General features: G+C 68.8%; 13 protein-coding genes and 1 pseudogene. 11 read left to right on the plus strand and 3 right to left on the minus strand.

Annotated elements, in window-relative coordinates; all coding sequences use genetic code 11:
• The 3 genes and pseudogenes from AC1DY5_RS24890 to AC1DY5_RS24900 all read left to right on the plus strand — a co-directional run.
• A pseudogene (locus AC1DY5_RS24890) lies at positions 1-217 on the plus strand (phosphonate ABC transporter, permease protein PhnE); the annotation flags it as partial.
• Positions 210-1,295 (plus strand): tRNA 2-selenouridine(34) synthase MnmH, encoded by a 1,086-nt coding sequence (gene mnmH, locus AC1DY5_RS24895; protein WP_478115712.1) that lies wholly within the window; start codon positions 210-212, stop codon positions 1,293-1,295. The pseudogene AC1DY5_RS24890 and the gene mnmH, both read left to right, overlap by 8 nt.
• Before the next feature lie 10 nt (positions 1,296-1,305).
• Positions 1,306-2,109 (plus strand): YoaK family protein, encoded by an 804-nt coding sequence (locus tag AC1DY5_RS24900; RefSeq protein WP_478115695.1) that lies wholly within the window; start codon positions 1,306-1,308, stop codon positions 2,107-2,109.
• Positions 2,110-2,120: 11 nt separating this feature from the next.
• Here the strand turns inward: AC1DY5_RS24900 and AC1DY5_RS24905 are convergent, their stop codons facing one another.
• Complete coding sequence (locus AC1DY5_RS24905) at positions 2,121-3,512, minus strand: aminotransferase-like domain-containing protein (RefSeq protein WP_478115697.1); 1,392 nt, start codon at positions 3,510-3,512, stop codon at positions 2,121-2,123.
• Positions 3,513-3,852: 340 nt separating this feature from the next.
• Between AC1DY5_RS24905 and AC1DY5_RS24910 the strand changes: the two genes are divergently transcribed.
• From AC1DY5_RS24910 to AC1DY5_RS24945, 8 genes are read left to right on the plus strand one after another with little or no spacing between them, the layout of a single operon-like run.
• On the plus strand, positions 3,853-4,335 hold the full coding sequence (locus AC1DY5_RS24910; RefSeq protein ID WP_478115699.1) for an MSMEG_0572/Sll0783 family nitrogen starvation response protein: 483 nt from the start codon (positions 3,853-3,855) through the stop codon (positions 4,333-4,335).
• Positions 4,336-4,345: 10 nt separating this feature from the next.
• On the plus strand, positions 4,346-5,419 hold the full coding sequence (locus tag AC1DY5_RS24915; RefSeq protein WP_478115700.1) for a Nit6803 family nitrilase: 1,074 nt from the start codon (positions 4,346-4,348) through the stop codon (positions 5,417-5,419).
• Positions 5,382-6,452, plus strand: a complete 1,071-nt coding sequence (locus AC1DY5_RS24920; protein ID WP_478115714.1) for an MSMEG_0568 family radical SAM protein — start codon at positions 5,382-5,384, stop codon at positions 6,450-6,452. The genes AC1DY5_RS24915 and AC1DY5_RS24920 overlap by 38 nt, the downstream gene beginning before the upstream one ends.
• A 2-nt stretch (positions 6,453-6,454) precedes the next feature.
• The gene (locus tag AC1DY5_RS24925; protein ID WP_478115702.1) at positions 6,455-7,015 is read left to right on the plus strand and encodes an MSMEG_0567/Sll0786 family nitrogen starvation N-acetyltransferase; all 561 of its coding nucleotides are present in this window, start codon (positions 6,455-6,457) and stop codon (positions 7,013-7,015) included.
• Entirely contained in the window at positions 7,012-8,010 is a 999-nt protein-coding gene (locus AC1DY5_RS24930; RefSeq protein ID WP_478115703.1) for a sll0787 family AIR synthase-like protein, read from the plus strand. Before AC1DY5_RS24925 ends, AC1DY5_RS24930 begins: the two co-directional genes overlap by 4 nt.
• Positions 8,003-9,211, plus strand: coding sequence for an MSMEG_0565 family glycosyltransferase (locus AC1DY5_RS24935; RefSeq protein ID WP_478115705.1), 1,209 nt, complete (start codon positions 8,003-8,005; stop codon positions 9,209-9,211). The genes AC1DY5_RS24930 and AC1DY5_RS24935 overlap by 8 nt, the downstream gene beginning before the upstream one ends.
• A gap of 29 nt (positions 9,212-9,240) precedes the next feature.
• Complete coding sequence (locus tag AC1DY5_RS24940; RefSeq protein WP_478115707.1) at positions 9,241-9,525, plus strand: MSMEG_0570 family nitrogen starvation response protein; 285 nt, start codon at positions 9,241-9,243, stop codon at positions 9,523-9,525.
• A gap of 30 nt (positions 9,526-9,555) precedes the next feature.
• Complete coding sequence (locus tag AC1DY5_RS24945; protein WP_478115708.1) at positions 9,556-10,848, plus strand: MSMEG_0569 family flavin-dependent oxidoreductase; 1,293 nt, start codon at positions 9,556-9,558, stop codon at positions 10,846-10,848.
• Positions 10,849-10,861: 13 nt separating this feature from the next.
• Here AC1DY5_RS24945 and AC1DY5_RS24950 read toward each other — a convergent pair whose 3' ends face one another.
• Both AC1DY5_RS24950 and AC1DY5_RS24955 read right to left on the minus strand, forming a co-directional pair.
• Complete coding sequence (locus tag AC1DY5_RS24950) at positions 10,862-11,329, minus strand: methyltransferase family protein (RefSeq protein ID WP_478115710.1); 468 nt, start codon at positions 11,327-11,329, stop codon at positions 10,862-10,864.
• A 13-nt stretch (positions 11,330-11,342) separates the two neighbouring features.
• On the minus strand, positions 11,343-11,498 hold the full coding sequence (locus AC1DY5_RS24955; RefSeq protein WP_478115716.1) for a universal stress protein: 156 nt from the start codon (positions 11,496-11,498) through the stop codon (positions 11,343-11,345).
• Positions 11,499-11,507 lie beyond the last annotated feature (9 nt).

An 11,507-nucleotide genomic window follows, 5' to 3' on the forward strand; every position in this document is an offset into this window, starting at 1 on the left:
GGCCTACACGCTGTATCGTTGGGAGATGAACATTCGAATGGCCACCGTGCTGGGATTTGTCGGCGGCGGCGGGCTCGGCCAGCTGCTCTACTTTCACCTGTCGATCTTCCAGCAGCAACAGGCCATGACCGTGCTGGTAGCGATGTTCGGCCTGGTGGTGCTGGTCGACATGGCCAGCGCGCGGCTGCGCCGTGGACTGGGGCCTGCCTATGCGTGAGGACGACCCGCGGCATCGCCCGCCGACGCGGGTGGCCGACATCCCGGCCTTCGACACGCTGATCGACGCCCGCTCGCCGGCCGAATTCGAGCTCGACCACATTCCGGGCGCGATCAATTGTCCGGTGCTTGACGACGAGGAGCGGCGCATCGTCGGCACGCTCTACAAGCAGACCGGCGCCTTCGAGGCCCGCCGGGTCGGCGGCGCGATGGTCGCGGCCAACCTGGCACGCCATCTGCGCGAGCAGTTCGCCGACCGGCCCGCGAACTGGAAGCCGCTGGTCTATTGCTGGCGCGGGGGCTTGCGCAGCGGCTCGATGGTGACTTGGCTGCGGCTGGTCGGCTGGGACGCGCAGCAGCTGGCCGGCGGCTACAAGAGCTTTCGCCATCATGTGCTGGCGCAGATCGAGGCGATCTGCCCGCAACTGCAGCTGCGCGTGATCTGCGGTGCCACCGGCAGCGCCAAGACGCGCGTGCTGCAGGCGCTGGCCGCGCGCGGCGAGCAGGTGCTCGATCTCGAGCACCACGCCCGCCACAAGGGCTCGCTGCTGGGCGCGTTGCCCGGCGTGCCGCAGCCTTCGCAGAAGCAGTTCGAGACCCGCATCGCGAGCTGCTTCGATGCGCTGGACCTGTCGCGGCCTCTGTATGTGGAAGGCGAAAGCGCGCGCATCGGGCGCCTGTCGCTGCCGATCCCGCTGGTGGCGCGCATGCGCGAGTCCGACTGCATCGAGGTGCAGGCCGATCCCGAGGTGCGGCTGGCCTATCTGCTGCGCGACTACGCCTACCTCGGCGACGACCGCGAGGCCCTGGCCGGCCAGCTCGGCAAGCTCAAGGAACTGCAGGGCAAGGCGGTGGTGGAGCGCTGGCAGCAGTGGGCGCGCGAAGGCGAGTTGGCGCCGCTGTTCGCGCAGCTGATGGTGCTGCACTACGACCCGCATTACGAGCGCTCGCAGGCGAAGCACTTCAGCCGCTGGCCGCAGCGGGCGAAGGTCGCGGCGGGCGATCTGACGGATGCAGGGATCGAGGCGGTGGCCGAGGCGATTCTCGGCCTGCGGGATCAGTTGCCGCAGGGGCGGTGACCGAACAGCCATGCGCCGCCTGCGTTTCCTCACCAACCGCCATCGGGCGCCCTCGACCAACAAGGTCCTGGGACTGCTGCTGGCCTTCAATGCGGGGGCGGTCAACGCGGGCGGCTTCCTGGTGCTTCACATGTACACCTCGCACATGACCGGCTTCGCCTCGCAGCTCGCGGACGGCCTGGTGTTGGGCAATGCGAAGCTGCTGCTCAACGCACTGGGCGCCGTGCTCGCGTTCCTGAGCGGGGCGGCGGTCTGCGCGATGCTGGTGAACTGGGGGCGACAGAATCGCCTGCACGGCGTCTATGCGCTACCGCTGCTGCTCGAGGCGGTGCTGATGCTTCCCTTCGGCCTCATGGGCGCCATCACGCTGACTTGGAACACGCCCTTCGCGGTGCCGCTCACGGTGCTGCTGCTGTCGTTCATCATGGGCCTGCAGAACGCCGTGGCATCGAAGACCTCGGGCGGCRGCATTCGCACCACGCACATGACCGGCAACATCACAGACCTGGGCATGGAACTGGGCAAGCTCTTCTACTGGAACCGGGCCGCCCGTGGTGCGCCGACCCGGGTGCACCACAACCCGCAGCGCATCCGCCTGGCCAGCGGCCTGGTCGGCATGTTCGTGCTGGGCGGCATCGTCGGGGCGCTGGGCTTCAAGTACGTCGGCTTCGTCTGCACGCTGCCGCTCGCCGCGCTGCTGCTGGCGCTGTCGCTGCCGCCGCTGGCGCGCGACCTGCCCCGATCGCGCACCCTGCGCAGGCTCGGCGCCGCCGTCGGCTGGCATCCGCGTTCGCCCCAAGCGTCCCGCGACTGAGCCGCGCGGGGCTACATGACCGTGGCGTGCGGATGCCGCGGATGGGCCAGCGTGTCGGCGATCAGCCGCAGCGCATGGTCGCATTCGTCGCGCGACATCGGGCCGCCCAGGCAGATCCGCACCGCCTCGGGGGGTGAGCCGTCGGTCGAGAAGGCCGCACTGGCGACGACGCCGACGTTCTGCGAGCGCAGGTAGGAGGCGAACTCGACCGTGCTCCAGGCCGAGCTCAGCGGCAGCCACAGGTGGAAGCCTTCGCTCTGCGCGGCAATGCCGTGCGCCCCCAGGTGGCGGGTTGCCAGCGCCTGGCGCACGCCCGACTCGCTGCGGATCGCCTGCAGCATCGCGTCGGCGGTGCCGTCCTCGACCCACAGCGTGGCCAGCGCGTTGGTGATCGGCGAGGCCATCACGGTGGTCGCGCGCAGCGCGCCGGCCAGCCGCTGCGACTGCCGCGCGCCCGGCGACCGCACGTAGGCGCTGCGCAGCCCCGCGCCCAGCGTCTTCGAGAAACCGGTGATGTAGTAGGTCAGCTCCGGTGCCAGCGTGGCGATCGCGGGCGGCACCTGGCGCGGCAGCAGGGCGTAGGCGTCGTCCTCGATGATCGGGATCGCGTAGCGCAGCGCGATGTCGGCCAGCGCCTCGCGCCGGGCGCGCGAGATGGTGGCGGTGGTCGGGTTGTTGAGTGTCGGATTGCAGTAGAGCGCCTTGGGCTTGAGGGTCCTGCAGGCGTGCTCGAAGGATTCGCCCATCGGGCCTTCCTCGTCGAGCGGCAGCGCGTGCAGCTGGATGCCCAGCTGCGTGGCGATGGCCTTGACGCCCGGATAAGTCAGCGCCTCGACGCAGATCAGCTCGCCTGGGCGCGCGAGCTGCGAGAACAGCGCGGCCAGGACGCTGTGGATGCCCGGGCAGACCAGCATCTGGTCGAGCCGGCAGTCGGGCATCCGCGGGCGGATCCATTGCATGCCGGCCTCGCGGTCGCGCGCCGAGCCACCGAAGTCCTGGTAGCGCAGCAGCTCGTACAGGCCCGCCTCGGCCATCACGCGGCTGGCCGACTGGCTCATCCGTTCGACCAGCGCCGCATCCTGCGGCTCGGGCGGCAGGTTCATCGTCATCTCGGCGCCGCCGCCGCCGCGCAGCGGGAGGCTCGGGCTGACGCCGCGGATGAAGGTGCCGCTGCCCGAGCGCGAATCGATCAATCCGCGCTTGCGCGCCTCGGCGTAGCCGCGCGCCACGGTCGTGTAGTTGAGCCGCAGCTCAACCGCCAAGTCGCGCAGCGTCGGCAACTGGTCGCGCGCGCTCAGGCGCCCGGTCCGGATGTCGTCGGCGATCAGGTCGGCGAGTAGCAGATAAGCAGGCTTCGGGCTGGCCTCCAGGCGCTTCTGCCAATGCTGGGTGAGTTTGTTCATGGCGGACTTGATCGCATGGATTGATTGCATCGATGTCTGGGATTGAACGCATGAAGCGTGCCGGCCCCGCGGAAGGCGAATGCATCGATAGCGTGCGTCGGGAACCATTGATCGGGTGCATTGATTGCATCGAAAGCGCCTCAATCGAGTGCGAAACAAGGGGGCAAAGGCTACCCCCGGCGGGTCGCGAGCGAGGCCCAGGATTGTTTTTTGGCATCGCATCGCGCGCAGCCCTTGATTGATCGTGCATTGATCGCATCGAGAGCCGCCGGCGATGGCACGGCGCATGCGAATGGAGAGGGCGCGCAACACCTTTCATTCAATTTTTTTCGGAGCAAGCATGCCCAAAGTCACTCACGCACCCCACGCCACCGGCGACTATCTCGTCGACTACGAAGAGAAGGTCTTCGAGGACGTGAAAGCCGACCCGGGCGAGAAGGCCCTGGTCACCTTCCACACCGTCGCCTTCGAAGGCTCGATCGGCTTCGTGAACCTGCTGCAGGCCACGCGCCTCAAGCGCAAGGGCTTCGAGACCACCATCCTGCTGTACGGCCCGGGCGTGACGCTGGGCGTCCAGCGCGGCTTCCCGACGCTCGGCGACGAAGCCTTCCCGGGCCACCAGAACTTCAACAAGCAACTCGTCAAGTTCATGGAGGAGGGCGGCAAGGTCTACGCCTGCCGCTTTGCGCTGCAGGCGCTCTACGGCCACGGCGAAGGCTCGCTGATCCCCGGCATCGTGCCGATCAATCCGCTCGACGTGCTGGACATCGTGCTGCTGCACCGCAAGGCCAACGCCTTCATCCTCGACACCTGGACGCTGTAAGGCGATCGCCATGACGACGAGCCCATTCCCGCCGCGCAGCGTGCGGGCCGCCGCGGTCCAGATCGCACCGGACTTCGACGACCCCGGCGGCACGCTGGCGAAGGTCTGCGAAGCGATCGACGAGGCGGCCCGCAAGGGTGCCCGGATCGTGGTCTTTCCCGAAACCTTCGTACCGTACTACCCCTACTTCTCCTTTGTCCAGCCGCCGGTGCTCCAGGGCCCGGCGCACCTGCGGCTGATGGAGCGCGCGGTGGTGGTGCCGGGGCCGGTCACGGCCGCCGTGGCCGAGCGGGCCCGGGCCTGCGGGGTGGTGGTGGTGCTCGGCGTCAACGAGCGCGACCATGGCAGCCTCTACAACACCCAGCTGGTGTTTGATGCCGACGGCACGCTGGCGCTCAAGCGCCGGAAGATCACGCCGACGTACCACGAACGCATGGTCTGGGGCCAGGGCGACGGCGCCGGGCTCCGGGTGGTCGACACGGCCGTCGGCCGGGTCGGCGCGCTGGCCTGCTGGGAACACTACAACCCGCTGGCGCGCTACAGCCTGATGGCCCAGCACGAGGAGATCCACTGCGCCCAGTTCCCGGGCTCGCTGGTCGGCCCGATCTTCGCCGAGCAGATGGAAGTGGCGATCCGGCACCACGCGCTGGAGTCGGGCTGCTTCGTGATCAACGCCACCGGCTGGCTCACCGACGCCCAGATCGCCGCCGTCACGCCCGATGCCGGCCTGCAGAAGGCGCTGCGCGGCGGCTGCCACACCGCGATCGTCTCGCCCGAGGGCAAGCACCTGGCGCCGCCGCTGACCGAGGGCGAAGGCATGGTGATCGCCGATCTCGACATGGCGCTGATCAGCAAGCGCAAACGGATGATGGATTCGGTCGGCCACTACGCGCGGCCCGAATTGCTGAGTCTGGCCATCAACGACCGTCCCGCGGCGACCACCTTCGCGATGCCCGCGGCCGCCGCCGAATCTTCTTCAACCCTCGCTCACGGGACCCCCCATGACCACGATCGCCCATCCCCCCGCGCCGGCGAGCCGGCAACTGATGACCGAGCTGCAGTCCTTCGGGTTGCGGCTTGTTGATCCGAGCGCCGGGGCGGCCAGCCGCCGTGGCGGCGCCGGCCCTTCGGACCACAAGGCCGTGACGGTCGACGGCCACACGATCATGGTGCCGGTCCATACCTCGACGGCCTGGAACTCGCCCTTCACGGCGCAGGCGCCCGACGCCGAAGGCCGCAGCACGATTACGCGCGGCAGCATCCCGATCGCCAGCATCAGCTTTCCGAAGCAGCCGCGCTTCTACGCGATGCAGACCTTCGACGGCGTGCCATATTCGCAGATCGCGACCCTGCACGGCAGCGACGTGCTGGCGACCACGGTGCTGCAGACCTGCATCCGCTACGAGAGCCGGCGCAAGAGCTGCAAGTTCTGTGCGATCGGCCAGTCGCTGGCGGCCGGCCGGACCATCGCGCGCAAGACGCCCGAGCAGCTCGCCGAGGTCGCCCGCGTCGCCGTGCTGCTCGACGGCGTGAAGCACATGGTGCTGACCACCGGCACGCCGAACGCCACCGACCGCGGGGCGCAGATCCTGTGCGAAAGCGCCTTCGCGATCAAGGCGGCGGTCGACCTGCCGATCCAGGGCCAGTGCGAGCCGCCCGACGACGACCGCTGGTTCCGCCGCATGCAGGTGGCCGGTATCGACACGCTTGGCATGCACCTGGAAGTGGTGACGCCCGAAGTCCGCGAACGCATCATGCCCGGCAAGGCGAGCGTGCCGCTGGCGCGCTACATGACGGCCTTCGAGGCCGCGGTCGGCGTCTTCGGCCGCGGCCAGGTCAGCACCTACATTCTGGCCGGCCTCGGCGACACGCGCGAGGCCATTCTGGAGAACTGCGCGGGCCTGCTGTCGCTCGGCGTCTATCCCTTCGTCGTGCCTTTCGTGCCGATCAGCGGGACGCCGCTCGAAGACCATCCGGCGCCGACGCCGGCGTTTATGAAGGCGATCCTCGAGCCGCTCGGCCGCATGGTGTCTGCCGCCAACCTGCGTTCGAGCGACATCAAGGCGGGCTGCGGCAAGTGCGGCGCCTGCTCCTCGCTGTCGGTCTACGAAAGCTGATCATGGGCTGCATCGTCGATGACCGGCTGGAGCCGGCCGTGCAGTACCAGCCGGTCGAGTTCCTGGTGCGCGAGGCCGCGCAGCACTGGGAGCGTGAGCAGGCGCATGCGCTGCGGCGCGCGGTGTTCTGCATCGAGCAGGGCATCTTCGTCGGCGACGATCGCGATGCCCTCGATGACCGCGCCCAGCTGCTGGTGGCGATGTCGTGCATCGGTGGCATGCCCGACCAGGTGGTGGGCACGGTGCGCATCCACGAGAGCGCGCCGCAGGTCTGGTGGGGCTCGCGACTGGCGGTGCATCCGGCCTTCAGGAGCCAGGGCCATCTCGGTGCGACGCTGATTCGCCTCGCGGTGTGCCGGGCGCATGCGCAGGGCTGCACCGCCTTCCACGCGCATGTGCAGTCGCAGAACGTGCCGCTGTTCCAGAAGCTGCACTGGACGCTGGAAGGCGAACGCGTGGTGCATGGTCGGCCGCATGCCGAGATGCGGGCGGCGCTCGATTTCTATCCGCCTTGCCATGACCCGGTCAGCGGTTTCGTCTCGCGCGCTCGGAGCGCCCGATGAGCCTCGCCGAACTCAGCGCCGCGCTGCGCGCCAGCCGCGGCTTTGCGCACAAGCGCGACATCAGCGACGTCGTTTCGGCGCTTGGCCGGGCGCTGCCCAAGGGCAGCGCCGACCTCTCCCAGGCGGTGCCGATCGGCGACGACTGCGCGGCACTGCCCGACGGCCAGGGCGGCTACCTGCTGTTCGCGATCGAAGGGCTGGTCGAGGACTTCATCGTTCGCATGCCATGGTTCGCCGGCTATTGCGGCGTGATGGTCAACGTCAGCGACATATACGCCATGGGCGGCCGGCCGCTCGCCGTGGTCGATGCGCTGTGGAGCGCGGGCATGGACCCGGCGGCTCCGATGCTGAAGGGCATGATGGCGGCAGCCGGGCGCTACGGCGTGCCGATCGTCGGCGGCCACAGCAACAATCGCAGCGAGCGGCCGCAGCTGGCGGTCGCCATCCTGGGCCGGGCGAAGCGCCTGCTGACCAGCTTCGATGCGCGGCCGGGTGACAGCCTGCTGATGGCGATCGACCTGCGCGGCGCCTACGAGGAGCCGTTCCCGTACTGGAATGCATCGACCACGGCGCCAGCCGWACGACTGCGCGGCGATCTCGAACTGCTGCCGCGGCTGGCCGAAGATGGCCTCTGCGACGCCGCCAAGGACATCAGCATGGCCGGCGCCGTCGGCACCGCCTTGATGCTGCTCGAATGCTCGGGCGTCGGGGCGACGATCGATGTCGATGCGATCCCCAGACCGCCGGATGCACCCTTGCCGCGATGGCTCGGCGCCTTCCCGAGTTTCGGCTTCGTCCTGAGCGTGCGGCCTTCGAAGGTCGGCGAGGTGAAGCGCCGCTTTGCCGCGCGCGACATCGCCTGCGCCATGGTCGGGCAGGTCGATGACTCGCGCCAGCTCGTTCTGAGCCGAAGCAGCGAGCGTGAATTGCTGTGGGACCTGAACGACGATGCATTCATTCGCGAGGCTGCCGCTGCGCAGGGCGCGCATGAATGACATGTCGGATCGCGCGCCGCTCAGGATCGGGCTGCTGACGCATTCGGTCAATCCGCGCGGCGGCGTGGTTCACACGATCGAACTCGCCCATGCGCTGCACAACGCCGGGCACGAAGTTACGGTGATGGCACCGGCGGCGCCGGGGCAGCGCTTCTTCCGGCCGCTGCGTTGCGCCACGCAACTGGTGCCGGTGGGCGGCGTGCCGATGGACATGGTCGAGATGGTCGCCACCCGCATCGAGGCCTTTCGCGACCATCTGGCGATTCGGCTCGAGCGCACGCACTTCGACGTGCTGCATGCGCACGATCCGATCGGCGGCAATGCGCTAGCCGACCTCGCGGATGCGGGTCTCATCGATGGGTTCGCGCGCACGGTGCATCACCTCGAAATCTTCGCCTCGGCGCAGTTGATGGCCTGGCAGTCACGCGGGTTTCGGCGCGCCAGCCAGGTGTTCTGCGCCAGCCGGATGTGGCGCGACATCCTGGCGCAGCAGCATGGCGTCAGTGCGTCGGAAATCAGCAATGGCATCGACCGCACGCGCTTCAGCGCCGTGAGCCGGCCCRACGACGCGGCGCTCGGCCAGCGCCTCGGCATCCACATCGGCGCGCCGGTGGTGCTGATGGTCGGTGGCGTCGAGGCGCGCAAGAACACGGTGCGGCTGCTGCAGGCCTTCGTGCGGCTGCGTGCGCAGCGTCCTCATGCGCAGCTGGTCATCGCCGGCGGGGCGAGCCTGCTGGACCATGCTCGCTACACGCTCGATTTCAAGGCGCTGGCGCAGGCGAGCGGCTTGGTCATCGGCCCGGGCCAGCCCATCGTGCTCACCGGACCGCTGGCCGACGACGACATGCCCGGCCTCTACCGGCTAGCCGGGGTGGTGGCGATGCCGTCGCTGCTCGAGGGCTTCGGCCTGGTGGTGCTCGAGGCGCTGGCCAGCGGCGTGCCGGTGGTGGTGTCGCGCATCGCGCCCTTCACCGAGCACCTGAACGACGCCGATTGCGAGTGGGCCGATCCGCAGGATCCGGCGTCGATCGCGAGCGCGCTGGGCCGCGCGATCGATACCCGCGACAGCGACCGGATCGCGCGCTCGGCCGAGCGCCTGGGCCGGCAGTTCAGCTGGGCCGCCAGCGCACAGCGGCATGCGCTGCTTTATCGCGAGGGCTTGCGCACCGTGCGTTCGCAGCCCGCTTCCGTCACGCCCTGAGTCGACTCCGAAAGAAACAGGAGAACCCCATGCCCGTCATGCACTTCAGCGTTCGCTGGCCCGACCAGCGCGAGACGCGCTGCTACTCGCCATCCCTCGTGGTCCAGGACTTTTTGCGGCCAGGCCAGACCTATGCGCTGGACGATTTTCTCCGGCGTGCCCGCGAAGCGCTGGCCATCGCTTCGGAGCGGGTCCGCGCCAAGTTCGGCTTCGCCTGTTCGCAGGCCATGGACCAGCTCGCCGAGATCGAGCACATCGCCGGCCGCTTCGCCGGCCAACCCGATGCCGAGGTCACGGTCGTGGCCTTCGACTGACGCCCTTCAGTTCCCATCCGAAAGATCACGATGCCCCCCAAGACCATCCACTACAGCGTCATCATCGTCGGCGGCGGCCAGGCCGGCCTGTCGATGAGCCATTGCCTGCAACAGCGCGGCATCGACCACCTGGTGATCGAGAAGCGCACGCTGGTCCACAGCTGGCGCACGCAGCGCTGGGATTCCTTCTGCCTCGTCACGCCCAACTGGCAATGCAATCTGCCCGGCTGGTCCTATCAGGGCGACGATCCGCACGGCTTCATGGTCAAGGACGAGATCAACCAGTGGCTGGCCGGCTTCGTCGAGCAGGTGCAGGCGCCGGCGATCGAGGGCGTGACCGTCGAGAAGGTGTCGCGGGCCGGCGATGCCGACCGCTACACGGTGCTGACCAGCGCCGGCAGCTTCACCGCCGGCCAGGTGGTCGTGGCTTCGGGCGGCTACCACAAGCCGGTGGTGCCGCGCATGGCCGAGAAGCTGCCGGGCTCGATCGTTCAGTACCACTCGGCCCAGTATCGAAACCCGGCACAGTTGCCTGGAGGGGCGGTGCTGGTGGTCGGCTGTGGCCAGTCGGGCGCGCAGATCGCCGAAGACCTGCACCTGGCCGGGCGAAAGGTCTATCTCGCCACCGGCAATGCGCCGCGCTGCGCTCGCTTCTACCGTGGCAAGGACGTGGTCGACTGGCTGGCGGAGATGGACTACTACGACATGCCCGTCACCGCGCATCCGCTGCGCGAAGGCGTTCGCGACAACACGAACCACTATGTCACGGGCCGCGACGGCGGGCGCGACATCGACCTCCGGCGCTTTGCCGTGGAAGGAATGGCGTTGTACGGCCTCATGACCGGCCTCGACGGCGACGAACTCGAGTTTCAGCCGAACCTGCGCCAGAACCTCGACCATGCGGACCGCATCTTCAATGGCATCAACGCCTCGATCGACAAGTTCATCGCGAGCCGGGGCATCGATGCGCCGCCGGAAGAGCCCTATGTGCCGGTCTGGCAGCCCGCGCAGGAGCGCACCCGGCTGAGCCTGCGCGAATCAGGCATCACCAGCGTGGTCTGGTGCATCGGCTTCCTGCCTGACTTCGGTTGGGTCGATGCGCCTGTGTTCAACGGGCGCGGCGAACCGGTGCACCTGCGCGGCGTGACGGGGCAGCCGGGGCTCTACTTCGTCGGACTGCCCTGGCTTCACACCTGGGGTTCGGGGCGCTTCTCGGGCGTCGCGCGGGATGCGGATTTCCTGGCCGAGGCGATCGTCGCGGCCGCGGGTGGCGTGGGCCATGCGCCATCGATCGCGCGGGGGCGCCTGGCGAATGCGGCGTAGCCGGCTGGGGTGATCAGAAGATGCCCGGCAGGAATCTGCGTGTCCGGGTGCGGTAGGCGGCATAGCCTGGATGCGCCACCAGCAGCCATTGCTCCTCCACCTCGGCCTTGATGCCGAGCACGATCGCCAGCGCGGCAACGCAGAGCCAGCCCCAGACGGAACCGGCAGCCCAGGAACACGCCACCCCGCAGGTCATGACGGCGCTGTACATCGGGTGGCGGATCCAGCGGTAGGGGCCGCCTTGCACCAGCTGTCCGCCCGCGCGCGGCGTCGGCCGGATGTTGAAGTTTCCGGGCCGATTGCAGGCCAGGGACCAGAACCCCAGCAGGACGCCCAGGACTGCCAGCACCCAGGCCCCTGCAGGGGCACGAAGGCCGAGGAATTCAGGCGCTGCGAGCAGCGCCAGGACAGCGATCAGCGCGAACTGGAGCGCGACCAGCACGGTGCCTGGATCATGTCGGAAGGGGCTGTCGATGTTCATTCGTCAGACGGGATCAGGACGGAGCTCGACCGGCGACGAGCACGCAGCAATGCGCATGGTCGATGACGCGCTTGGCCAGGGAGGTCTCGGCCAGGCGACTCAGCAGCTTGCGCTGGCGGTGGCCGATGACGATCAGGTCGGCGCCATATCGATCCGCCGCCGCGACGATCTGTTCGGA

The organism is Variovorax sp. P4_D9, from assembly GCF_056401695.1.